This window comes from Weizmannia sp. FSL W8-0401 (genome assembly GCF_038009125.1).
GTDB lineage: Bacteria > Bacillota > Bacilli > Bacillales > Bacillaceae_C > Weizmannia > Weizmannia coagulans.
The window spans coordinates 799,412-822,412 of record NZ_JBBPAG010000001.1 but is presented as its reverse complement, the minus strand read 5'-3'; the positions used below and the strand labels follow the sequence as shown (position 1 = coordinate 822,412).

The following is a 23,001-nucleotide window of genomic DNA, read 5'->3' as shown; positions in this document are numbered from 1 at the left end:
AAAAACAGCTTTCCATCCGGCAATGGTTCCTTCGTATTTTTAAACATGCCTTGCACGATAACGGTTACGCGCAATACGAACGGAAACCGGAATGAAGGATATCCCGCACGCTTTTAAAAAACCCCCACCACCGATAACGGCTACGCTGCTGCGATTGCGGAATCCGGAACCAGACGCATCTTTCCATCCAGCAATGGTTCCTTCGTTTTAAAACCTATACACCTTTCCCTTACGATAAACCGGAATGGAAAAATGTTTTCCATTCAAAGCTTTCTTTGCACATTCAAAAATGGAGTTTCCCTGCCGCGATAACGGTTACGTTACAGCAGTTACCGGAGCCGGGGAAAAGGCAGCCATCTCCAGTTTAGTTATAACGATTGATATCCCTTTTTCCGCTTTGTTCCAGGCGCACGACTAATGCTGTCAAAATGTATTTCACATAAGCCAGCACGCTCGAACGGCGCTCGCGGATGATGTTAAGCTGGTGGATAAAATCGAGTATACTTTTCCTGCTCATATTGCGGACAAGCAAATCGATTGCCTGCTCGATTGTCAATTCCCGGTGCCTGTCTTTGCTTGTCTGCACTTCAATTGATTCAAACGAATGCATGAAAGAGTGGAGAATTCCTCTGATCTGATTCTCACTCAACGGAATTTTTTTAAAATCCTCACTTGATGTTTTGCTCAATTTCAAACTCAAATCCTTTCTACACGACGATGCAGATGCCGGGCTGCACGCTCTGTATCTTTTTTGCATTGCCACAGCAGCGCCCCCTTCCCCCTTTATGCAATACGGATTTGAAACGATGAAAAACGGGATGATGAAAATTTTTCACATTTGCCTGTTTTATTATTATAACCGCAAAAGAAGGAACCATTATAGAGCGTAAAACGGAAATGATCCTTTCAGACTAGTTCTTGTCGAAAAATTATAATAAAGGCGGGCTCTCTTTGCCCGCCAGATTACATTATTGTTTCGTTTCTTTTACAGATTCATACATTTTTTGAAAACGGGCTTCCACTTTTGCAAAAATGGTGCCGTCCGGGAAGTGGCCGCCGGAAGTGCGTTCTGCTCCCGCGTTTTCGCCGGTTAAAATTTCAATCCCTTCCGAAATATGGCGGACGGCCCATATGTGGAATTGGCCGGCTTTCACGGCATCCACGACTTCATCATGCAGCATCAAATTGCAAACATTTTGCTGCGGAATAATGACGCCCTGGCGCCCTGTCAGCCCGCGATCTTTGCAAATGGCGAAAAAGCCTTCTATTTTTTCATTTACACCGCCGATCGGCTGAATCTCGCCCCACTGGTTCACTGAACCGGTAACGGCAATGCCCTGTTTGATCGGCACGCCGGCAAGCGATGAAAGAAGCACATACAATTCGGTACTGGAGGCGCTGTCCCCGTCAATAAGCGAATAGGTCTGTTCAAACGTGATGCTCGCCGAAAGCGGGATCGGCTTGTTTTTGGCAAACATGCCGGATAAAAACCCGGTTAAAATGAGCAGCCCTTTATTATGAATCTGCCCGCTTAAAGAGGTTTCCCGTTCAATGTTCATAATGCCGCTTTTTCCGACAAACGTTTGCGCCGTGATTTTTGTCGGAATGCCGAATGTTGCATCCCTTGTCCCCATCACAGCCAAGCCGTTAATTTGGCCTACCCGTTCGCCGTCCGTATCCACCATAATCGTCCCGTTATGGATCATTTCGCGGTATTGTTCGGAAATATGGTTCGTCCGGTTTGCCTGCTCTTCCAGCGCTTTGCGGATATGATGGCTGTCTACGCAGGCGCTTCCTTCTTTTTTCGCCCAGTAACCTGATTCGACGAGAATTTTTGTCAGGTCCTGGAAGCGCGCTGTCAGTTTCTCCTGTTCCCCGGCAAGGCGCGCACTGTGGTCAATGACTTTCGCAACGGCGCGCCGGTGGAACGGGAGAAGGTTTTTCCGATCTGCATAATTTTTGATAAAATAAGCCATTTTCCTGCGGTTTTCCGCATCCCGCTTCATCACCGTGTCAAACTCGACTTTCACTTTAAACAGCTTATGGAAATCTTCATCCACGCTTGATAACAAATCGTATAAATAGTAAGACCCGATAATGATCACTTTGATATTGAGCGGGACAGGCTCAGGCTTAAGGCCGCTCGTCGGGAAAGCGCCTCTTTCAGCAAACGGGTCTTCAATCTGGATTTTCCCCGTTTGCAACGCGCGTTTTAAAAGGGTCCATGCATACGGCTGCGACAGCAGTTCGGCAGCCTGCAAAATTAAATAGCCCCCGTTCGCCATATGGATTGCGCCCGGTTTAACGAGCGTGAAATTGGTCGTCCAGCTGCCGAACGCGCCGCGGTACTCGATTTTCCCGAATAAGTTTTGGTATGTCGGGTTCGTTTCATAGATGACAGGCGCGCCCTGGCCGTTTTTATGGCTGACAAGGAGATTGACGGCATAGCGCTGGAGCTGCTGCTCTTTGCTGCCGGTCAGCGCCTGGACGACGGCGTTTCCTTCTTCCTGGTCGGTTAAAAACAGCGAAAAATGCTCGACAACATCATGGTTGTATTCTTCGAGATAGCGGAGGACTTTTGGAAAATCGCGGTAAGCTTCTTTTAGCGGCTGGAACAGGCCTTCAATGGTAAAAGCAGCTGTCTCTTTATGAAAACGGTCGAGATTTTTCCGGAGCTGTTCTTCAATTTTCCGGATCTGGTACACCGTTTCATTGATTTTTTCCTCAAGCTGTTTTTCCCGTTCTTTCAATTTTTCTTTGTTGGCATCGGAAAGCCGCTCGTATTCTTCTTTTTCCATCGGCCGGCCGAAAAAAAGCGGAATGGTTTGAATGCCGGCCGGGGTCCGCTCCAATTTAAAATTCAGCCCGGACGCGAACATTTCCGTTTCTCTCCAAAGTGCCTCGACCTGGTTTTGCGACGCGTCAATGATATTCCGCTTCTTCTTTTCCGTTTCTTCATTTGAAAAAGTGGCGCGGAGTTCCCGTTCAATATCAATCAAAAGGGTTTCCATCTTGCGTTGAAAACGGAGACCGCTTCCAGCCGGCAAATTGATGACAAGCGGCCGGTCCGGATTTTCAAAATTGTTGACATAACACCAATCATCCGGCACAGGCTGTTCGGATGCGAGCTTTTCGACACTGTGTTGCGTATACGTCATTCTGCCCGTCCCGGACGGCCCGACGACGAATAAATTGTAACCGGACTGCTCGACAGACAAACCGAAATCCATCGCCTGTTCCGCCCGCTGTTGCCCGATCATTTCATTCGGCAGCGTTTCTAAATCATCTGTCGTTTCAAACGGAAACTCGTCCGGGTTGCATTCCGAACGTAATGATGAGACAGGTACACGGTGTACGGATAAAACCGTTTCGTATTCTTCCCGATTCATTGCAATCCCTCCCAATATGGGCAATGCCCTCCCCGTAAGATTTCGACATTTTTGTCGGAATTCCTGCAAAATGGCGGCATGTCAAAAAGTGAACATTTTTAAAACGGATCGAAACAGGAACACGCAGGAACGAGATCCGGGCAGGTTTTCCGATTGCCGCCATGGTTTCGGATGGCGGATCCAAGGGTATACTATATAAAAAAGGAAGTGTGAAACATGTCCGATAAACAGTTGAAAAATGAAGAAGAAAATGAAAAGAAGAAAACGAAGAAGCTGGCTGACAAAACACTGACAGACGGGACAATGGACAGGAAGGAAGAGAAAGAGGAGTAAAGAATATTGCAAGCAACGGAAACGGCTTGATCGGGATCCGGTTAAGTGGCAGCGTAACCATCGATAGATATAGCAGCTAAAAAGAGGAAGCATTGGGGTAAACATGCTTCCTCTTTTTTCTTCCGACCTTTGTCATAGGTGATCACCATTTCGGATTTCTTTTTTCTTCTATTCTTTAAGCCTCTCCCTCTTTCCCACTCTTTGATTTCGTGAATACTTCCTGCTCATTCATCGCCCATTTCTCCAGTTCCTGCAAAATGTCCGTGCCAATCGTCTTTTTCCGGTAATCCGCAGCAGAAAGCATCATCAGCCACGGATAGGCTGATAGGCTGCCGGCGGTATCGCTTTTATCCTTCGTCTATATTGTTCCCACGTTGACCTGAACTTTGTCCAAATCAAATGTATGGAATTCCAAATGCGGGCTCCAAGTGAATGTCCAGTTTCTTCATTCTAACATCGGAATCTGCTCCGCCGGTCAAAAGTGCCGGAAATGGAATATCAAATATAAAAAGGAGGCCCTGGAAAAGGCCTCCTTGGCTAAACCTAAAATTAACGCAACAATTGCAATACTTGCTGTGGCTGCTGGTTGGCTTGAGCCAGCATCGCTTGTGCTGCTTGGGCAAGGATCGATTGCTTCATTTGTTCAGACATTTCTTTCGCCATCGTGCGAACATTTGCTTTCACAAATGACAAGACTATATCTTCATCCTCCAGCTTTCTGAAGGAGCCGGGCACTTCGGATTGGCAATGTTGAACGGCATCACCTCACCTACGGATTTCATCGCCATAGCACGCGCCTTAGGCGGTTTATCCTAGTCGTTGAACCTTCTCCACTCTTTCGAGACAGGAGCTTGGCTGCTGATTGCCCAATCTCTTCTTTTTTCAAGCCCTCACGCCTGCTGTTTCCAGCTTCGTTGTGGCAAGAAAAGCTCTCAGGGTTTTCCAGCAATTCACCCGGTCATAATCTCTAACCGTTACCAGTTAGGACGACTGTGCTTGTCACTGCTTACGCAGCTAAAGCATAATCAACGTCACGAATACGCGATTCAGCAGAAGTCAGGTTTTCTGACGAAGTTGTCAGGTTGTTGACTGTATGTTCTAAACGGTTTTCAAAAGCACCAAGATTTGCACGTTCAGTCGAAACTTTTTTAATTGCTTCGTCAATTTTTGTAATCGCATTTGATGCATTATCAGCTGAGGAGACATCAAGAGCATATTCCTCTGGAGTATTATTTGTTCCATTTGTAACAGTTTTACTAGCTGTAAATCCAGTGCCACTTGTCGTAGACGAAATCCCCAATGCAACTGAGCGCATATCATTAATTTCAAGTGTGATACTTTGGTTTTCATTAGCGCCAATTTGGAATTTAAAACCTTGACCAGGTGTTTGACCAGGTGTTTGACCAGGTGTTTGACCAGGTGTTTGACCAGGTGTTTGACCAGGTGTTTCAGCTTGTGCTGGTTGTGTTTTGTTAGCTGATTTACTTCCATCCAATAATTTTTGCTTATTGAATTCTGTAGTGTTCCCAATACGGTTAATTTCAGAAGTCAATTGGTTCATTTCTTTTTGGATTTGCTCACGGTCATCCGATGTATTTGTATCATTGGAAGCTTGAGTAGCTAATTCACGCATACGTTGCAGAATGTCAGTTGTCTCGTTTAACGCACCTTCAGCAGTTTGAGCTAATGAGCTTGCATCTTGTGCGTTTCTAATAGCTTGGTTCAAACCGCGAATTTGGGAGCGCATCTTTTCGGAAATTGCGAGTCCCGCAGCATCATCAGCAGCACCGTTGATACGAAGCCCTGAAGACAGTTTTTGCATTGCTTTCGATTGTGCGTTGTTCGCAGCATTTAAGTGGTTCAACGTGTTTAACGCTGCAATGTTGTGATTGATAATCATCTGTTTTTCCTCCTTGAATGTTGTGCACCCACATCCTTGTGGGCGAAATTTATCAACGGGGTTCGAGGTCGGCCGCCCTGTTCCCCCGCTCACTCTTTATATCGGATGGGGAAACATTTGATTTAATAGTTTTAAAGAAATTTTTTCGTGCGGATTGGTTTTTGAGGGACTGGGAAGTGCGGATACTGTTGTCTTGGGGAGGATTTCCCGTTGTGTGCAGTAACAGGTTCAAAAATATACTGGGGCCTGTTGCTGCCTGCCCTGCCGCCCGCAGCATTTCTTATATTTTTCCCCGCTTCCGCACGAGCATGCCTGCACTAAAATTTGCCCACCCGTTTTTCAAGCCCGATTCCCTCCAAAAAAGCCCGGCACCGTATTGAAAATCAAAAAAGTACCGCTAACCAAATTGTCCCCGGACTTTTTTTAACTGCCCATATCACGCGCCCCCGCTGCCTTTCTTGGATTGGGCAAGCAGGTGGAGCAGGCCTTCGATATTTTTTGCGGCGTTCGCGTTTTCTTCCTGTATGTCCAAGTACACTTCTTTTCGGTGAATTTCAACATGTTTCGGGGCGTTGATGCCGATTTTGACCTGGTCGCCGTGGATCGCGGCGATGGTGATTTCAATGTCATCGCCGATTTGGATTGACTCGCCTTTTTTCCGCGATAAAATCAGCATCTTCTCACCCCTTTTCCTTGCCCGACCCGTCCGCAAAGAGCGGATGCCTTGTGTGGTAATGCCGGTCGTTTAAAATCAGTTGTTTCCCCTTATGATTCTTTTCGTTCATAATAAGCGGCGCCTGCAAATTGGCTGTTGTTTCCGAAAACGGATCACGGACCGTCAAAATGGCATAAACCCGCACATCTTCCTCTTTTTCAATCGACAGCTGTTCAAGCGTGGCATCGTCAATGTTAAATGCATAATCCCGGAAAAACAAAAACGGGCTTGTGACGACAAAAGCGACATAGGGGGACGCCGTTGACTGGAGGACCATATAAATACCGTCGTCCAAAAGCGGCAGCAACACAAAGGATTTCTCATCCGGAAATCCCGGAATCCCGCCTTCAAAAAGCCATATATCTGCATCCTCTATTTCCACTTTGCCGTGGTATTTTGTTTGAAGCTTCATCATGTTTAGCGAGGGGTCCCCGGCTTTTGCTGCCGGGGAAAACCGCCTTCTCTCCTTTCGATGGTCATATTGTTTTGCGCTTTCTAAAAATCTTGCAGCGCCAGCATTTTCCTGCTCCTAACCGGCGTTCCGCTCCTGCCCCGCCCGGTTTAAAAACATTCAGATAAAAAAACGGCACCACCTGGCAAAGCAGGGTGGTGTCCCCGTATTATTTCAAAAAGTCGAGCAATGTCGGCTGGATCACTTGTGCGCCGACTTTTAACGCAGCAATATAAGCACCGGATGCAACGGAAAAGTCCGTGTACGCCTTGTCGATATCCACATCTTCGTTGCCGGCCATGATCTTCGTTGCCGTTGTTTCCTGCTGGGTGACGCGGTCTTTCATCAAATCAAGGCGGTTGCTCCGCGCCCCGGCCTCCGACAGTTCGCTCAGCACATTGTCAATATGGCCGTCAATTTTGCCCAAATAGCTGTCAAAGCCGTTTGCCGATGTGCCGGATTTTAAATCGCTGATTAAATGGTTCAGGTCTTTAAACAGATCATCAGAAAATGCATTTGCTCCGTTCGCATTGACTTGCAGATAAATGCCTTTTGACAGTTCGATTTTTACCGGATTGGTGTTCATGCCGAGGCTGGTTGAGCCGTCAAACGTGCTGATATCGCCACTGATCGGCTTCTCCGTCGTCCGGGTGCCGTTAAAAATATATTTGTCATTGACTTTCGTATTGGCAATATTGACAAGCTGATCGCGAAGCTGTTCCACTTCATCGGCGATCGACTGCCGGTCAGTCGGAGTCTTCGTGTCCGTTGCCCCTTCCACTGTCAGTTCCCGGATCCGCTGCAACACCTGATTGGCCTCATCAAGAGCATCATTTGTCGATTCAATCCAAGTGCTGGCTTCCGCGAAGTTGTCTTCGTATTGCTTCACCTGGGCGACGGTTCTCCGGTAGGAAATGCCTTTCATCGCGGACAGCGGGTCATCCGAGAGTTTGTTGATCTTTTTGCCGGAAGACAGCTGTTCCTGGTATTTCGCGAGTTTACTATAGCTTGTGTTTAAATTGTTTAAGAAATTATTGGCGAGCATCGATTGGGTTACACGCATCGTTTTTCACCTGCCTATCTGCCTACAACGCCCATGCCGTTGATGATTTTATCGAGCATTTCGTCTGTCATAGTAATCATCCTTGCTGCAGCATTATAGGCTTGTTGGTATTTGATCATATTGGTTAATTCCTCATCAACCGATACCGAGCTGACGGACTTCCGGTTCATATCCACCGAATCCAAAAGGGAAGCGGTATTTGTCTGCATATTGCCTGCCTGTTCGGCATCAACCCCGAGCTTTCCAATGAGGCCTTCGTAATTGCTGGTGATGGTGCCGGATGCAAGCGGCAGACCGAGTGCCGCAATGTTAAGCCTGCCACTGATCCCTTCAAGCTGCACGGATTGGCTGCTTAAATCAAAGGTAACCACATTTGCAAGATTAATGGCATTCAGCCCGTCGCCGGAATCGCCATTTGAAGAGGCGGCGATTTTGTCGTATGTAAGGCTGCTGTTGACGGCAATTTGACCCGCGGCCCCTTTGTAGTCCGTTAAGGTACCGAACGTAAAAAAGGCAGTCCCGGCATTCCCTTTAAGGTCTGTCCCTTTTTCGTGGACAGCATTTAATACGTTTCCGAATGTGTAGGCGAGTTTGTCCAGGCTGTCGAGCAAACTCGGATAAGCCCCTGCTTCCACTGTGCCGTTTGCGCCGGCATACTGATAACCGTAGCTGTCAATCAGTCCCAACAGTTTGCCTTGCGGGAACGTGACCTTGCCGGTTGTATCCGCGACAGCAAAATTTTTCCCGCCGATTGTGATGCCGGTCATTTCCCCGTTTGCCGGTGGGCCGTCGAGGATACCGTCGCCGTTGCTGTCGGTGCCCCCTTGTACTTCAACTGCATTGTAATTTGAACCTTGGACAAGGTATACGCTTGTGCCATCCGCAGCGGTCATTTTAATGTTGTAAATGCCGTCCGCATTTGCTTTTGCATTTCCACCGCTTTTTTGGACTTCGACGGTTACGTTCAAATAATTGGACAACTTATCAACAAGGCTGTCCCGCTTGTCATACAAGTCGTTTGGCAAATAACCGTTCGGCTCCAGGACAGCGATCTGTTGGTTTAAGTCGCTGATCTGTTTTAAAGTGGAATTGATATCGTTGACCGATACGCTGATTTCGCTGCCAACATCCGTTTTGTACTGGGAAAGCGTGCTGTTTAAATAGTGGAACGTATCCGTCAGCGTCTGCCCGCGTTCCAAAACAACCGATCGGGCAGATACGTCTTCCGGGTTCGTGCTTAAGTCCTGCAGGGATTCCCAAAATGCTTCCATTGTGTTGGCCAAACTGCTGTCCGTACTGGTTTCGTCCATGACGGCTTCCATTTTGCTTAATGCATCTGATTTGGCGGACCAGTAACCGGCTGCACTGTTGTTTTCCCGGTATTGGACATCGAGATACTTGTCGCGGATCCGCTGCACTTCGCCCGCTTCCACCCCTGTCCCGAGCTGTCCGGCGATGGCCGGGCGGTTCATCGAAGCAGCGGGGTACGGGTCTGTCGCCTGCAAGTTTACCCGCTGCCTTGTGTAGCCGTCGGTATTGGCATTAGCCACGTTCTGCCCGACGGTGTACAGGGCATTCTGTTGGGCCGTTAAAGCCCGCTTTGCTGTTTCTAATCCAAAGAAAGTGGACACCTTGCTCCTCCTCCGTATTGTTTCAGGCCCTTGAGTCAAACCGTGGCATGGCGGACGTCGCTTTTTGCCCGGACGGCGGCCCGTATGTGGCGGGTTCATTTTTCGGATAAATCAGATCCAGCATGAATTGGGTAAATTGAAGGGATTGATAAAGGAGCATCTGGTTCAGCTCATTTTGCTCTTTCAGCTTCCTTGTGATGCCAATCAGGCTTCCCCTCAACGTTTCCAGCCGGGTCCGTGCTTCCCCGGTTGCCGCCGCGATGCAGTCCGACAGTGTCCCGTTGCCGCCGGTAAGCGCCTTTGCCAGCGTTTCCCGTTCCTGTTCAAGTGCGCCGATTGCACGGATATGGGCCTGTTCATCCCGGACGATCTTTTGCAGTTGCCCGATATCCTGCTTTTTCACCGCTTCGGTTTTTTCGGCGGCAAGGGCGAACAGGCTTTCATGGAGCTTCTGCAATTTTTCAAGGCATAGGATCAATTTTTCCGCAGACATTTACGCCACTCCTTACTTGCCTGTAAAATATTTCAATATCCCTTCAGCGGTTTTTTCCGCATCCGGCTGATAGGTTCCGTGCTGTACCTGTTGTTTTAAAGCCTCAATTTTCCGGCTCCGTTCCTGCTCAAGCCGGGACGTTTTTTGCAGCTGTTTGGCTTCTGAAGAAATTTCCACTTTATCCGTTTTCCGGGTGCTAGAGGCGGTTTGCCGCACATCCCGCTTTGTCTGCTGCTGATACGGATTGATCCCTGAAGTATTGACCGGATTGATTTTCATTCAGCTCACCCCTTTTTCAAACGGACTCCGTTCCATTATGTTTATTATATCGGATAAAGCTGCGCAATGTTTACTTGATGTGATAAGTCTTTTTTCTTATTTCTTTCTGCCATTTCTTTTCTTTTTCAAAACGTTCGAGATCTTTTGCAATCGTTTTTGCACATTCTTCGCATAGCTTTCCGGACTGGATCAATTTGCCGCAACGGTCGCAAGGATATGCCAGATTTGGAAAATGCGCAATCAAAAGCCGGCCGTTCCGCACCCATTTGAAAACCAGCTTTTCCGGAACATGGTTTTTTTCAACGATTGTCTCGATCGTTGCCGCACGGTTTTCGCGTTTCCGCAAGAATTGAAAAACCCGTTCAAATGCGGCCTCTTCCTCGCGATAGCAGTCTTCGCACACATCGCGGACGGGATTTTTAACATATAATTTTCCGCAATTCGGGCAGTTTGCCAACTCCGCCATTCGGCCCGCCTCCTTTTTCCGGCACATTGTCTTCTATCTTTTATATCGGCAGAAATCCCGTTGAGTTTAACTTCTTGCCGCGGTTAACGATACAATTTTCCGGGCGCCCGCTTCACGCAACACTTTTGCTGCATGGCGGACGGTCGAACCCGTCGTATAAATATCATCCACCAGCAAAACGGAACGGCCTTCGATTGAAATGTCTTTTTCCATATAAAAAGTTTGGGCCTGATGGATGCGGCCAGCCCGTGTTTTTTTCGATTGTTTTTCAGCATGGACGCGGTGAAGAATGTTTGCCGTTTCGAACCCGGCGGCACGGGCGAGCGCCTCCGCCTGGTTAAAAAGCCGCTCGGAAAGGCGCTCCGGGCTGAGTGGGACTGGTACGATGCAGTCAAATGTGCGGGACTTAAGCACCTCTTTGATGCCGTCCGCAAAAATGGCGGCGAGCGCATAATCTCCGCGAAATTTGAAACGGGTAAAAATATCTTTGCAAAAATCGTTGTACGTATAAAGCGAAATGTTTTCATCCAGCACGCCCGCCCATTCTGGGTCTTGTTCCCATCTGGCGCAGTCAAGGCACAGATCCCCCTCCCGATAAGAAGCATCCAGCCTGGCAAGGGGCCGGGAACATTTCGGGCAGACGGGCGGTGCAATTTTTTCAAGCTGCGCGCGGCAGTCTTCGCAAAGAAGCGGCCCGGGCTGCGGAAAAATCAGATTGTGCCAGGACAGTTTACGGGTAAGCGGCTGGTGGCAGAACAGGCAATATTCATGCATCGAGCAACCCCCGCTTTCCCGCTTCTTCATTCATGGAGAGAATATGGCGCTGTGCTTTCACCATCGCATTTGATTTTCCGTAATGGAAAAACGTCACGTCCCCACTTGGGAAATCGGCGCTTCTTCCGGCTCGGCCCGCGATCTGGACGAGGGCAGCTTCCGTAAAGATAGCATCTTCCGCCCCGACGACACAGACATCAATATTCGGAAACGTGACGCCGCGTTCAAGAATGGTCGTTGTTAGCAAAAGCGGCGTTTTGCCGGCGCGCATCCTTTCCACTTTTTCTTTCCGATCCGGGTCTTCTGCGTGCACCGATTCAATCGCTGGATGCAGCTGTTTAAAAACCGGCTCTGCTTTTTTCATGAGGCGGATGTTCGGGAGAAAAAGAAGCGCCTGTTTTCCGGATTCAAGCCTCTTTTTTACCCATGCTTCAACCGGAACCGGGAGCTTGCCTTTCTCAAACTTTTTTCGCCAGTTGCCTGCCCATTTGAATACAGGAACAGGGAGGGGCTTGCGGTGATAGCGGGCCGGGATCGTGACAAACGGGCGCTTACCTGTCTTGCATTCAAGTTGCCATGTTTCACCCGGCGTTGCGGTAAGATAAATGCGGGCGCACCTATCTTTTGCCGCTTTTTGGACGGCGCGCTGCAGCGTTTCATCGAAAGTATACGGAAAAGCGTCCACCTCATCCACAATTACGGCATCGAAAGCAGATGCGAAGCGGTACAGCTGGTGGGTAGTGGAGATCACGAGCTGCGCCCATTTATGGCGGTCAGGGCTGCCGCCGTAGAGCGCGGCAATCGGAATATCCGGGAAAACGCGGCGGAAGCGGGGGGCAAGTTCAAGGACGACATCTGTCCTTGGTGTCGCGATGCAGACGCGTTCGCCGTTTGCAAGCGCCGCTTCAATCCCGTTAAAAAGGACCTCTGTTTTACCTGCTCCGCAAACCGCCCAAACCAAGAGCTCATTTTTTTGGAGAATGGCTATTTTGACCGCTTCGGATGCGGCCTGCTGCCCTTCAGAGAGGGTCCCTTCCCAATGGAGCGGGTGCCGGGGCGGGTGGAATGCGGGCGCAGGGCCTGCCCATGTGAAAAGCGGCTTGCATGCGGTAACCCGCCCCATCATCAGGCAGTTCCGGCAATAGATGCTCGTTTTCCCGCAGTGGGCGCAAGGGAATTCGGCAAAAAGATGCGGCGCGCGGTTGCCGCAGCGCAAGCAGACACAGTGCGGGAATTCGCCCTGAATCGCCGGCTCAGCGCGGATCCAGCCTTGTTTTAAGTGCTGTTCGAGCAGTTCCGGCGAAAAAGGGATTTCCGGTTCGAGCAGGATCCTCCCTGCGAGGTGGTGTTGAAGCTGTTCGGAGAAAACAGAAGGCAAAGTGATCACTCCTTTGTCAATTGCGGGGGAGGTGGGCAAATGGGGCGGCCCGGTTCCAAACGGATTCGGGAAAAAGCCTGTACGGATGCATGGATTACAACTGCTTATTCAATCGCGGATTGGCCGGCGGGGTTAAGGGCTTGTCCCGGGGAGGATACGCTTAATCGCTAAAATCCTCAAAAGGTATTGGCTGCCCGGCAGGTTTCAAGGCTTGTCCCCGGGCCTGTTATGCCAGGTTTATCCCGGACGATCCCATCTTGCCGGGCTGTTCCAGCGATTTGGAACAGCCTGGCTCTTATTTCAGCATCCAGGCAACGCCGATCGCGCCTTCGCCAAGGTGGGTGGCGATGACCGGGCCGAAGTAGCTGACCGAAAAATCGACGTTTGGAAACCGTTTTTCCAGTTCATCTTTGATTTCAAGCGCCTGTTCTTCCCGGTTAGCATGGATAATGGAGCATTTCAGCGGCAAGCCTTTGGCGGCATCCTCGCCGAGCAGGTCAAAAATCCGGTTGAGCGCTTTTTTCTGGGTGCGGATTTTTTCAAACGGGACAATTTCATCGTCGACAAAAGTTAAAAGCGGCTTGATTTTTAACAGGCTGCCAATAACGGCCTGCGATCCGGACAGCCTTCCGCCGCGCTGAAGGTGGGTGAGATCATCGACTATGAAGTAGGCTTTCGTGGATGCTTTTAATTCATCGAGGCGGGCGAGGATGTCTTCCGGTTCTTTTCCGGCAAGCGCCATTTTCGCCGCATCAATCGCGTAAAATCCCTGTGCCATGCAGCTCCATCCGGAATTGTAAGGGTAAACTTTGATCCCTTCCACCATCCCGGAAGCGGCCACGGCACCCTGGTATGTCCCGCTGATTTTTTTGGACAAGTGGATGCTGATTGCGGCATCGTAGTCTTTTTTAAGCTGTTCAAACAGTTCGACAAACTGGCCGATTGACGGCTGCGAGGATGTCGGGAGCTCGTCCGCCGTGCGCATTTTTTCAAAAAACGCCTCTGCTGTAATGTCAATTTCTTCGCGGTATTCTTCCTTCCCGAAAATCACATTCAATGGAATCATGTAAATCGAGTATTTTTCGCGTACTTCTTTTGGAATATAAGCGGTACTGTCGGTCACAATAGCCGTCCTCATTTTTCCATCTCCCTTCCGCTTTACTATTTTTATTTTATAGAATCAGGAACCGTTTGTCAGCCGTCTTCTTTCTGCGCAATATGGAAATCTGTTTTGTGGCTGGCGCTTTTTCTAAATTTTCCTTTCAGTTTTTCTGCAAGTGCGCAACATATTTTTCATTCATGCCGGAGATTCTCTTCACTGCAAAAATATTTTCCCTTACAAAATGACGAAAATTATACAAAATTGTAAATAATACCATACCTGGAAGCCAAAAAAGGAAGAATTCGTATGGTCCAGCATGCAATCATTCACTTGATGGCGCTTTCTTTTATGGAAAAATGAATTTTTTCTATAAAATGTTCGTGTTTTCGCCTTTCTCAAAACTTAATTTTCTGTTTTATCTGTCCTTTACAAATCATGTCATATTTTGTAGAATGTCTAAGGTAACTCAAATGGTGCATGCAACTCAGAGATAAAAAGATGTAACAATCAGATTTAAAATATTTGAAAATTCTCCGTTGGCAAAATTATTGGATCACATCTTCATCACTGGGTTGGCTGCAAATAGAAGGAGATTTTCGAGATGGAATTATTCAGGAAAAAATCAATGGATTACATGCTTAAGCAGGCCCGCGGAAAAAAGAGCCTGCAAAAAGCCCTTGGCCCCTTTGATTTGACCATGCTTGGCGTAGGGGCAGTCATCGGAACAGGCATTTTTGTTTTGACCGGTATCGTTGCTGCGCAGGCGGCAGGCCCGGCTATTATTCTGTCCTTTATTTTTTCAGGGATTGCCTGTGCGTTAACAGCTTTATGTTACGCTGAATTCGCCTCTATGATCCCTGCTTCGGGAAGTGCATACACTTACAGTTATGCAACGTTTGGCGAGTTGTTTGCCTGGGTGCTTGGATGGGACTTAATTCTGGAATACGGCCTGGCCTGTTCAGTTGTAGCGAGCGGCTGGTCCGCCTATTTCCAGGATCTGGTGCGCGGATTCGGCATCCATTTGCCACAGGCTTTAAGCGGCGCCTATAATCCGGCCAAGGGTTCGTATATCGACCTGATGGCTGTTGTGGTCGTTTTCTTCCTGTCTGCTGTGTTGTTGACCGGCGTGAAGGAATCGAGCAAAATCAATAATGTCATGGTCTGCATCAAAATCGGCGTCATTTTATTGTTCCTCGCCGTCGGGATTTTTTATGTCAAACCGGAGAACTGGACGCCTTTCATGCCTTATGGCTTTAGCGGCATCATTAAAGGGGCGGCAACCGCATTCCTCGCTTACATCGGATTTGATGCCGTTTCATCTGCGGCAGAAGAGGTTCGCAACCCGCAACGGGATATGCCGATCGGGATTATTTCTTCCCTAGCGATTTGCATTGTCCTTTATGTCGCTGTATCCGCAGTGCTGACCGGGATGATTCCGTATGCCAAGCTGAATGTCGGCGATCCGGTTGCGTTTGCGCTCCGTGTTGTCCATCAAAATTGGGTGGCAGGCTTTGTTTCACTCGGTGCGATTCTTGGCATTACAACCGTTCTCTTTGTCATGATGTACGGGCAGACGCGCCTGTTCTTTGCGATCAGCCGCGACGGCCTGCTTCCAAAATCGATCTCGAAACTGACGGAAAAAACAAAAACGCCGACAAGAAGCATCATTTTGACATGGCTGATGGCAACGGTTTTCTCAGCCGTTGTTCCGCTGAACCAGCTTGCAGAATTGACCAATATCGGCACTTTGTTTGCTTTTATTGTTGTCTCGATCAGCGTTATTGTGCTCAGAAAAACACGGCCGGACATCCCGCGCAGTTTTAAAACCCCGTTCGTCCCGGTTATTCCGGTACTGGCAGTGGCCGCCTGCGGTTATTTAATGGTCCACCTGTCGAAAGTGACCTGGATTGGCTTTCTCATATGGTTCATCATCGGGCTTGCCATTTATTTCGGATACGGGTACCGGCACAGTGAACTCGGGCATTGGAAAGATGGCAGAACGCCAGCTGACCCAGTTAAAAATTAAAGCAGGAAAAACGCAGAAAGCAACACCTGTATAAAATGCCGGGCGGGGCAGCGGAAAAGCAAAATAGCATTTGCATTATGCCGCCATTTTTCTTCAAAGAGGGCAAAAAGCGTACGGACGAACGCTTTTTGCCCTTTTACAATGAAACACCGGAAAATGAAGGTGGCATACAGGTGTATAGTTAAAAAAAGGATCTCCGGCGCGCGGACGCGAACCGGAGATCCTTTTTGTGCGCCATTCAAGGCCTTGACATACATAAGTGTACGGCCAAGGCCTTGTTTTAGCGGACTTCAACCCACCCGTTTTTAATGGCGGTTACCACCGCCTGGGTACGGTCTTTTACTTTTAATTTTTGCAAAATATTGCTTACATGGTTTTTCACTGTTTTTTCACTTATGTATAAAGCATCTCCGATCGCCCGGTTGCTTTTTCCGTCCGCGAGCAGCTGCAGCACCTCGCACTCGCGCGGCGTGAGCAAATGCAGCGGCGGGACAACTGCCGGCGGCTGCTGGTAGGCGCCACCCGGTGTATAGCGGTTCGACAATTTGCGGAACTCTTCCACGAGATTATGGGTAATTTTCGGATGCAGGTAACTGCCGCCTTCAGCAACCACCTTCACGGCTTCAATCAGCGCATCGGAATCCATTTCTTTTAGCAAATAACCGGTTGCGCCCGATTTTAATGCGTGAGTGACATACGATTCATCATCGTGAATGGAAAGAATAATAATTTTTGTTTCCGGGTAGGCCTCGATCAGCTTTCTTGTTGCCTCTACCCCGTTTTGGTGCGGCATATTGATATCCATCAGGACAACATCCGGATGGTATTTTTCAATAATGCCGAGCGCCTCCTCGCCGTCTTCACCCTCGGCTACCACTTCAAATGTTTTTTCAAATTCCAAAATCCGCTTGACGCCCTCTCGGAACAACTGGTGGTCGTCAATAATCGCAATTTTTACCGTCATGGTCACCTTTTCTCCTTTTCCAAGTCTAATTGCATCGGGATTTGGATAATCACCAATGTTCCCGCTCCTCTTTTTGAATGAATGGAAATTTCACCATTTAAAAGGCTGACTCGTTCCCTCATGCCGACAATGCCAAAAGCCCCTTCGCGAATGCTGCGGATATCAAAACCGACGCCATTGTCTTTGACTGTCGCGATAAAACTGTTTTTCCTCAGCTCCGATTTCACCTGGATTTCCGTCGCCTTCGCATGCTTTAACGCATTTTGGACGGATTCCTGGATGAGGCGGAAAAGCGCGATTTCATAATTGGTCGGAAGCCTTCGTTCTTCCCCGAGATGCCTGTATGTAATAACCGGGCTCCCTTTATAGTTTTCAATCGTAGACAAATATTTTTTGAGCGTCGGAATCAGCCCGAGATCGTCTAATGCCATCGGCCGCAAATCGTAAATAATGCGCCGCACTTCTTTCAATGAATCGCGCACCAGTTCTTTTAACGTGCGCATTTCAGCAATGGCTTCCTCCATGCCATTTTCATGATAAATTTTTTCCACCAGGTCGGAACGGAGCAGCATATTGGCCAGCATTTGTGCGGGACCGTCGTGAATCTCCCGGGAAATACGTTTCCGCTCTTCCTCCTGCGCTTCAATGACACGCAAACCGAATTCCTGTTTATGCTTTGCATCTTCAATCGCCTCACTGATATTTTGCAAGTCGCTTGTTAAATAATTTAACACGACCGTTGTTTGCGAGACGAGATGATTGGCCCGATCAATCGTATCCTTTAATGAATACAGCCTGCGTTCCAGTTCATTTCTTCTTTCACGCAGCTGAAGTTCGCGCTGCCGGTTCATGGACAGCTGGATTTGGATCGTATGTGCCTTCTCATAAGCTTCGCGCACCTGCTTTTCGGAAAAGTCCCGGAAATGCTGGCTTACTTCCGCCAGGCGCCGCCTTGCAAATTTGGACTTCGTTTCCAGCTCGTCTGTCTGCTCAATGACTTTAGCCACTGTTGCTTTGACTTCCTCAAGCTCATTGATGAGCGCATCGTAATCCTGGCGGCATCTTTCTCCGATTTCAAAAATTTCGTGTTTGCTTTCTTCAACTGTTGCAACCATTTTCTCCAGGATCGCATCCAATGCTTTGGAGTCGAATGTTTTAAAAGTCATCTTACTTCCCCCAAAAGGTATAATAAAGGCTTATCCGAAAGCAGGGCAAGCCACAGCACACACGCGGCTAATGTTATTTTAGCGCGAAAACCGCCGGTAAACGATCAGAAAATAAAGTATAACCGTATATCAGGACTATTTTCCCAGGTACTTTCGTAGGAAAACACGACCCGATATACGGCAGTTTCAACATATTCTTATATACTGAAATTATATCATACAAAAGCATGTTATAATGAGAGAAAAACAGGTTTTGCTAAAGGAAGGTTGCAATGTTAAAAGAATATTATACAGTCAAAGGCGAGGCTGTGCATGAAATAGATATCCAGAAATCACGGTTTATCGCCCATGTGAAGCGGGCGGAATCGGAAGAGGAGGCGCTCAGTTTTATCGCTTCTGTGAAAAAGAAGCACCGGGACGCTAATCACAACTGTTCCGCTTATATGATCGGTGAGCAGAATCTCATTCAGAAAGCATCGGATGACGGCGAACCGGCCGGCACAGCGGGCGTTCCGATGCTGGAAGTGCTGAAAAAGAAGGATTTGAAGGATACGGCAGTCGTGGTGACGCGCTATTTCGGCGGGATTAAACTCGGAGCCGGCGGGTTGATCCGTGCGTACAGCAAAGCAGCTTCAGAAGGCATCAACGCATGCGGCATCGTCAAAAGGACGCTTACCGCCACTTTCCATGTCAAACTGGATTATACGTGGCTCGGAAAAGTCGAGAATGCGCTGCACCATTCCCCTTATGAAATAAAAGAAATCCGGTACCTCGGGCAGGTGGAGCTGGATATTTATGTAAAAGAAGGGAAACAGCATGCTTTTGAAACGTGGATTTCAGATTTAACGAACGGGCAGGCGGATGTGGCCGAGGGAGAAAAACTTTATTTGGAAACGGATGTTGCCCGGTAAAGAGAAACGCACAAATTAGAAAAAGCAGAAGCGGAAAGCCCGTCATCCGGCTTTCTGCTTTTTTATACCGCAAACGGCTGAACAAGCGCTGAGCCGGACACAACCGGCCGTGGCGGGAGATACTGAAATCTCAGCCAGATTGACGTAAAATTTGGGACTTGCAAAACAGGTTTTCAGCCGGCCGGAACGGCATCATCGTTACAATGACCAGGGGCTGCCAAAACCGCAAACCTGAAACTGCCAGTTGCGGTTGTGTGCAGGTACCGCCCCGGATTATTTATTGCGGGAACGGCCCCGGTGGATCCGGACGGCTATGACCGGTTTTTTATAAAATTTAACAGCGGCTTATAATCTTTTCCGACCAGGCCGATGCTTTCAACGAAAATTTCAATTGTAATCAGGATCACACCGATAAAAATGAGCGAGCCCCAAAGCGTCGCCATCGAGAAGATAAAGGCGGCGAGGCTGAACATGGCAGCAATCGCATAAATAATCAGCACGACTTGGCGGTGTGAAAAGCCGAGGCGCAGCAGGCAATGGTGCAAATGCGACTTATCCGGGGCCGATAAAGGCTGCTTATGGACAAGCCGGCGGATAATCGCAAAGAAGGTATCCGAAATCGGCACACCGAGAATAAGCGCCGGAATAATCAAGGAAATAAAGGTTACATTTTTAAAGCCGAGCAATGACAGCACGGAAATCATGTAGCCTAGAAAAAGCGCGCCGGTATCGCCCATAAAAATCTTTGCCGGATAAAAATTATAAAATAAGAACGCAATCGTACTGGCCATCAAAATCAGGCCGAGCACCGTCACATAGGCGTCCCCCATAATGATCGCCATGCCGGAAATCGTCAGCAGTGCAATCGAGGAAACCCCCGCAGCCAGCCCATCCAATCCGTCAATTAAGTTGATGGCATTCGTGACGCCGACAATCCACAAAATCGTCAGCGGGATGCTGAAAATCCCAAATTCCAGCTGTCCGCCGAAAGGAAGATTGATGAATTCGACATGAATGCCGCTTAAAACGACAACCAGTGCGGCTGCCAGCTGGCCCATGAGTTTGACGCGCGGCGACAGCTCTCTTATATCATCAATGATGCCCGTTAAAACAATAATCAAGCTGCCGAGCAAAATAGGCAGCGAATGCGGGTTGTCCGGCTGAAGCAACAGCACGCCGGCGATAAAACTGATATAAATGGCGAGGCCGCCTAAACGGGGCATGACTTTCATATGGACTTTCCGCTGGTTCGGCTTGTCAACTGCCCCGATCCGGATCGCCAGTTTTTTGATCAGCGGCGTCAGGAGTATTGTGAGCATAAAGCATATAAACAAGGTCAGGAATATCAATGTGCTGCCTCCTTTGGTTGATCATAACCAATAAGGATTGAAGTGGTCGTGAACGCGCCACCGATGCCTGAGCATGATAACCGTTTCACTTCTTCTCGAAAACATCATACCTTAACTTTCTTAACATAAGCTTAAAAAAATATTTACCCGAAATTCACTGTAATCATTATAATTGTTCTCCGACAATTTATCCACTATCATTTGAGCGAATCTACTATTTTTCATGCTTTTTTTCGCAGCAGGATGGCCGCCAGCGTTTTTTTGCCGTGCCCAAAAAACTGCAAAAAAGGGCATCCCCGGCCATTTTAGCGTCAGGATGCCCTTGGAACAAGAATCGCGTTGTTTAAGCGAAGCGGCCGGCATCTAAAAACAGGCCTTTTTAGCGGCCACACGGGCATCCGTGTCGCTCCCCGGAATACTGCTTTTTGTGCCGGAATTGGGCTTTACCGTTTTCTGCAGGGGGATGGCCGGATGGCCGTTGCAAATTTTACTTATCGAAACAGATTTACGGCTTTATTCACGACAAGCCCGCTGCCGCCGCGGTGTTTAACATCTTCAATCAGCATCGCAACAAGCATATTCGGGTTTTTCTCGTCATATACGACGAAAAAGCCGTTTTCTTTGCCGTTTTGGTCTTTTTGGCTCTTTTTCAGTTCAGCGGTGCCCGTTTTTCCCGCAAGCTGCGCCCCGGAGATATTGGCAGCGTGCGCCGTGCCGGACGGATCCGCAACAACCTGGCGGAGCATGCCGGAAATCTCCCCGGTAGTTTTGCTGCTGGCAGCATGTTTCCAAACTTTTGTTTTTTCACCCGCAAGCAAATTTGGCTTCAGTTCATCGCCGCTATTTAAAAACGGCGTGTAGCTGATGGCGAGATGGAGAATATTCATTTGCATCTGCCCCTGGCCGTAACCTGTGTCCGCAAGCTGGATGTCGCTGCTGAACTTGCCGGTGGACGAAATTTGCGATGCCTTTAACGGATACGCAAACGGAATGTCTTCCCCGAATCCGAAACCCTTCAGGCCTTTTGCAAATTTGTCCGCCCCGATATCAAGCGCGGTTTGGGCGAAAAAGATATTATCGGATAACACTAGCGCTTTTTCCATGTTTTCCGGGCTGTTGTTGGCGTGGACGCGGGTCACTTTATAGCTGCCCCAGTCAGCGCTCTTTTGCCATGAAGTCCCTGTAATCGTTTTTGTTGCCGCGGCTGTTGTAGTCCCGGTATCAAGCGCAATGGCAGCTGTGACCGGCTTGATCGTTGAACCCGGCGCATACGTAAGGGCAAACCGGTTAATGAGCGGCTTACCCGGATCTTTTTCAAGCTTCGTGTAAGTGGAAGAAGACATGCCTGAAATAAAATCATTCGGGTCAAAAGCAGGCGTGCTTACAAGGGCAAGCACGTCACCCGTTTTCGGCTGGATGGCCGCGGCCGTGCCGGCATCCCCCTTCATTTGATTGTAAATTTTCTTTTGCAATTCGGCATCGATTGTGACTTTGATATTTTCGCCGTTTTTCACTTTTTGCTCAGCAACGGTATAGGTGCTGCCGTCCTGCTTCTCGATGTAAATTTTTTCTCCTGCCCGGCCGCGGAGCTTTTGGTCATACAACTGTTCGAGCCCGCGCTTGCCGACTACACTCTCCGCAGTATAGCCTTTCTTTTGCAGTTTTTTCAGTTCTTCGCCAGTGATCGCACCGATATAACCGGTTAAATGCGCAGCGGCTTTCCCATAAGGATAAACGCGGGCACCAACCGTTTGCGAAGAAAAGCCCGGGATGGAGGTGACTTTTTTCACGAGATCCTTCTTCTCCATCGGGACTTTTTTTAACGGGACAAACAAATGAGGCTGCACCCAGTCCTCGTCCAGTTTTTGTTTGATTTCATCTGCTGGCATGCCAAGCAGGTCGGCAGCTTTTTGCATATCCGCTTGTTTATCCCCTTTCAATTGTTCCGGAATGACGCCAATTTGGTACACGCTGCCGTTTTGGGCCAATGCTTTTCCGTTCCGGTCCAAAATTTCCCCGCGGACAGCGTTTTGTTCGGACACTTTAATCGTATCCCCTTTGGCCAAATGCGGGAGAATGAGATCCGGCTTCCAATCAACATACCAGTTTTCTTTTTTGTCCCGTTTTTCCTTTACAAGCGCCACTTTATCCTTGTAGGCGACTTTTCCGGCTGAGGTTTGGAACGAAATTTTGACCGGTACGGTAACTTTCTCTTTGTTTTTATAGGCGTCTTTATCCAACGGTTTGTATGAAACATTTAAATCTGAAACATTCAAGTCCCCGTACACTTTTTTGTACCGGTCCGCCACCTCTTTTTTCGCATACGTTTTCTTTGTGGAAGCCGATACATAACTTTGGTACATTTCCGCAAATTTTTCCTGCTTCCATGCTTTTACATAATCTGCAAGGCGTTCATTCGGTGTCGGCGTTTTTTCGCAACCGGCAAGGGCCGCCAAAACCCCGAGCAGCAAACCGATGATAAATACATATTTCCTCAAAAAATCTCCTCCCTGACAACGACAAGTTTCCACCTTTTGAGAAAAAAATGGAGAAGTTTGCCGGTTTTTGTGTTACATTTGTGTTAGATAAGAAGAACTAGATTTGGAGGTAA

23 protein-coding genes and 1 pseudogene are annotated in these 23,001 nt (G+C 48.4%); 2 read left to right on the top strand and 22 right to left on the bottom strand.

The annotated features are described in order from the left end of the window. Positions 1–364: 364 nt before the first annotated feature. The 18 genes and pseudogenes from NSU00_RS03780 to NSU00_RS03710 form a co-directional block, all read right to left on the bottom strand. Positions 365–688 carry a hypothetical protein gene (locus NSU00_RS03780; protein WP_265115577.1) on the bottom strand — a complete coding sequence of 108 codons (324 nt, stop codon included), beginning with the start codon at positions 686–688 and terminating at the stop codon, positions 365–367. A 280-nt stretch (positions 689–968) separates the two neighbouring features. After that, on the bottom strand, positions 969–3,389 hold the full coding sequence (locus NSU00_RS03775) for a Lon protease family protein (protein WP_340703443.1): 2,421 nt from the start codon (positions 3,387–3,389) through the stop codon (positions 969–971). Between the two features lie 508 nt (positions 3,390–3,897). Further along, entirely contained in the window at positions 3,898–4,029 is a 132-nt protein-coding gene (locus NSU00_RS03770) for a hypothetical protein (RefSeq protein WP_013858618.1), read from the bottom strand. A 242-nt stretch (positions 4,030–4,271) separates the two neighbouring features. Further along, complete coding sequence (locus NSU00_RS03765) at positions 4,272–4,406, bottom strand: flagellin (RefSeq protein ID WP_437177752.1); 135 nt, start codon at positions 4,404–4,406, stop codon at positions 4,272–4,274. Between the two features lie 322 nt (positions 4,407–4,728). Beyond that, positions 4,729–4,887 (bottom strand): flagellin, encoded by a 159-nt coding sequence (locus tag NSU00_RS16035; protein ID WP_445684500.1) that lies wholly within the window; start codon positions 4,885–4,887, stop codon positions 4,729–4,731. Beyond that, positions 4,821–5,213, bottom strand: coding sequence for a hypothetical protein (locus NSU00_RS16030; RefSeq protein WP_445684499.1), 393 nt, complete (start codon positions 5,211–5,213; stop codon positions 4,821–4,823). The genes NSU00_RS16035 and NSU00_RS16030 overlap by 67 nt, the downstream gene beginning before the upstream one ends. Before the next feature lie 49 nt (positions 5,214–5,262). Continuing rightward, positions 5,263–5,622: pseudogene (locus tag NSU00_RS16025) on the bottom strand (flagellin N-terminal helical domain-containing protein); the annotation flags it as partial. Positions 5,623–5,850: 228 nt separating this feature from the next. Beyond that, positions 5,851–5,940: an SEC-C metal-binding domain-containing protein gene (locus tag NSU00_RS16020; RefSeq protein ID WP_160330826.1), complete on the bottom strand. Its 90-nt coding sequence runs from the start codon at positions 5,938–5,940 to the stop codon at positions 5,851–5,853. Between the two features lie 118 nt (positions 5,941–6,058). Next, entirely contained in the window at positions 6,059–6,298 is a 240-nt protein-coding gene (gene csrA, locus NSU00_RS03755; RefSeq protein WP_013858616.1) for a carbon storage regulator CsrA, read from the bottom strand. Between the two features lie 4 nt (positions 6,299–6,302). Beyond that, the gene (gene fliW / locus NSU00_RS03750) at positions 6,303–6,752 is read right to left on the bottom strand and encodes a flagellar assembly protein FliW (protein WP_017553664.1); all 450 of its coding nucleotides are present in this window, start codon (positions 6,750–6,752) and stop codon (positions 6,303–6,305) included. Between the two features lie 205 nt (positions 6,753–6,957). After that, on the bottom strand, positions 6,958–7,851 hold the full coding sequence (gene flgL, locus NSU00_RS03745; protein ID WP_326244085.1) for a flagellar hook-associated protein FlgL: 894 nt from the start codon (positions 7,849–7,851) through the stop codon (positions 6,958–6,960). Positions 7,852–7,865: 14 nt separating this feature from the next. Then, the gene (flgK, locus tag NSU00_RS03740; protein WP_340703440.1) at positions 7,866–9,482 is read right to left on the bottom strand and encodes a flagellar hook-associated protein FlgK; all 1,617 of its coding nucleotides are present in this window, start codon (positions 9,480–9,482) and stop codon (positions 7,866–7,868) included. Between the two features lie 22 nt (positions 9,483–9,504). After that, the gene (locus NSU00_RS03735; protein ID WP_340702376.1) at positions 9,505–9,975 is read right to left on the bottom strand and encodes a flagellar protein FlgN; all 471 of its coding nucleotides are present in this window, start codon (positions 9,973–9,975) and stop codon (positions 9,505–9,507) included. A 12-nt stretch (positions 9,976–9,987) separates the two neighbouring features. Continuing rightward, on the bottom strand, positions 9,988–10,254 hold the full coding sequence (gene flgM / locus NSU00_RS03730; protein WP_013858611.1) for a flagellar biosynthesis anti-sigma factor FlgM: 267 nt from the start codon (positions 10,252–10,254) through the stop codon (positions 9,988–9,990). A gap of 70 nt (positions 10,255–10,324) precedes the next feature. Further along, positions 10,325–10,720 (bottom strand): TIGR03826 family flagellar region protein, encoded by a 396-nt coding sequence (locus NSU00_RS03725; protein ID WP_061564851.1) that lies wholly within the window; start codon positions 10,718–10,720, stop codon positions 10,325–10,327. Between the two features lie 66 nt (positions 10,721–10,786). Then, positions 10,787–11,494, bottom strand: coding sequence for a ComF family protein (locus NSU00_RS03720; protein ID WP_340702375.1), 708 nt, complete (start codon positions 11,492–11,494; stop codon positions 10,787–10,789). Then, entirely contained in the window at positions 11,487–12,872 is a 1,386-nt protein-coding gene (locus tag NSU00_RS03715; RefSeq protein WP_328014175.1) for a DEAD/DEAH box helicase, read from the bottom strand. Before NSU00_RS03715 ends, NSU00_RS03720 begins: the two co-directional genes overlap by 8 nt. 295 nt (positions 12,873–13,167) lie before the next feature. Then, positions 13,168–14,010 (bottom strand): DegV family protein, encoded by an 843-nt coding sequence (locus NSU00_RS03710; protein ID WP_340703439.1) that lies wholly within the window; start codon positions 14,008–14,010, stop codon positions 13,168–13,170. Positions 14,011–14,575: 565 nt separating this feature from the next. On the opposite strand from NSU00_RS03710, the gene NSU00_RS03705 reads away from it, so the two are divergent. After that, on the top strand, positions 14,576–16,000 hold the full coding sequence (locus NSU00_RS03705) for an amino acid permease (RefSeq protein ID WP_035180264.1): 1,425 nt from the start codon (positions 14,576–14,578) through the stop codon (positions 15,998–16,000). Positions 16,001–16,280: 280 nt separating this feature from the next. Here the strand turns inward: NSU00_RS03705 and NSU00_RS03700 are convergent, their stop codons facing one another. Continuing rightward, the gene (locus NSU00_RS03700) at positions 16,281–16,964 is read right to left on the bottom strand and encodes a response regulator (RefSeq protein WP_013858603.1); all 684 of its coding nucleotides are present in this window, start codon (positions 16,962–16,964) and stop codon (positions 16,281–16,283) included. A 2-nt stretch (positions 16,965–16,966) separates the two neighbouring features. Further along, on the bottom strand, positions 16,967–18,130 hold the full coding sequence (locus NSU00_RS03695) for a sensor histidine kinase (protein ID WP_340703438.1): 1,164 nt from the start codon (positions 18,128–18,130) through the stop codon (positions 16,967–16,969). Between the two features lie 272 nt (positions 18,131–18,402). Between NSU00_RS03695 and NSU00_RS03690 the strand changes: the two genes are divergently transcribed. Beyond that, entirely contained in the window at positions 18,403–19,041 is a 639-nt protein-coding gene (locus NSU00_RS03690) for a YigZ family protein (RefSeq protein WP_340703437.1), read from the top strand. Between the two features lie 311 nt (positions 19,042–19,352). On the opposite strand, the gene NSU00_RS03685 is transcribed toward NSU00_RS03690, so the two are convergent. Together NSU00_RS03685 and NSU00_RS03680 are read right to left on the bottom strand one after the other, a co-directional pair. Next, positions 19,353–20,390: a glycosyltransferase family 4 protein gene (locus tag NSU00_RS03685; protein WP_013858600.1), complete on the bottom strand. Its 1,038-nt coding sequence runs from the start codon at positions 20,388–20,390 to the stop codon at positions 19,353–19,355. Between the two features lie 491 nt (positions 20,391–20,881). After that, a complete protein-coding gene (locus tag NSU00_RS03680; protein WP_340703436.1) occupies positions 20,882–22,888 on the bottom strand; it encodes a penicillin-binding transpeptidase domain-containing protein in 2,007 nt (668 codons plus the stop codon). Positions 22,889–23,001: the final 113 nt, after the last annotated feature.